Below are 960 nucleotides of genomic sequence, written 5' to 3'. Positions count from 1 at the left end.
ATTCCCGCCGATCTGCCCCGGGTGGAGATCGTCCACGACCTGCCGGAATCGGAGAAGGTTTGCCCTTGCGGCGCGGTCCTGGTCCGCATCGGCGAGGAAGTCAGCGAGAAGCTCGACATCGTGCCGGCCAAAATCCAGGTCATCCGCCACATCCGGCCCAAGTATGCCTGCCGGGCCTGCGAGGGGGTGGAGGGTGACGGGCCGACGGTGAAAACCGCGCCCATGCCGCCCCAGATCATCCCCCAAGGCATCGTCACCCCGGGCCTCTTAGCCCATGTCGCGGTAGCCAAGTATGCCGACGCGCTGCCCCTGTACCGCCAGGAAGACCAGTTCGCCCGCCTGGGCCTGGACGTCTCCCGGGGCACCCTGGCCGGCTGGATGATCCGGGTGGCCAAGGCCTGCGAGCCGCTCATCGCCATGATCATCGAAGAAATTCGCTCCGGTCCCATCGTCAACATGGACGAAACCACGGTCCAGGTGATGCATGAACCAGATCGGGCCAACACCACCAAGTCGTACATGTGGGTCGCCCGGGGCGGAACGCCGGGAACACCGGTCGTCCTCTTTCGCTATCATCCGACCCGGGCCGGCAGCGTGGCCGCGGAAATCCTCGGCAACTTCCAAGGCTATCTGCAGACCGACGGATACAGCGGCTACGAGGCCCTGGGCGACCGGGAAGGCCTGTGCCATCTCGGCTGCCTGGCCCATGTCCGGCGCAAGTTCGTCGAAGTTGAGAAGGCTGCCGGCAAGAAGGCCAAAGGCGGCACGGCCCATGCCGTCCTGGACCTGATCGGCAAGCTTTACAGCGTGGAGCACCAAGCCGAAAAGCAGAGGCTCGATCCAGAGCAGATCAAGGCTTTGCGAGCCGAAAAATCCAGGCCCATCCTGGACAAGCTCAAGGCTCTGCTCGATGCCCGCATCGCCACCACCCCGCCCAAGAGTCTGCTCGGCAGGGCCATC

The 960-nt window shown here is 64.9% G+C and carries 1 protein-coding gene; it reads left to right on the top strand.

Annotated elements, in window-relative coordinates:
* A partial coding sequence (tnpC, locus tag ACMZ6R_RS20485) for an IS66 family transposase (RefSeq protein WP_416114809.1) occupies window positions 1–960 on the top strand: 960 nt, incomplete at both ends.

This window comes from Solidesulfovibrio sp. C21 (assembly GCF_047785625.1).
GTDB lineage: Bacteria > Desulfobacterota > Desulfovibrionia > Desulfovibrionales > Desulfovibrionaceae > Solidesulfovibrio.
The sequence above is the reverse complement of the archived record's forward strand: the minus strand, read 5'-3'. Positions and strand labels throughout refer to the sequence as shown.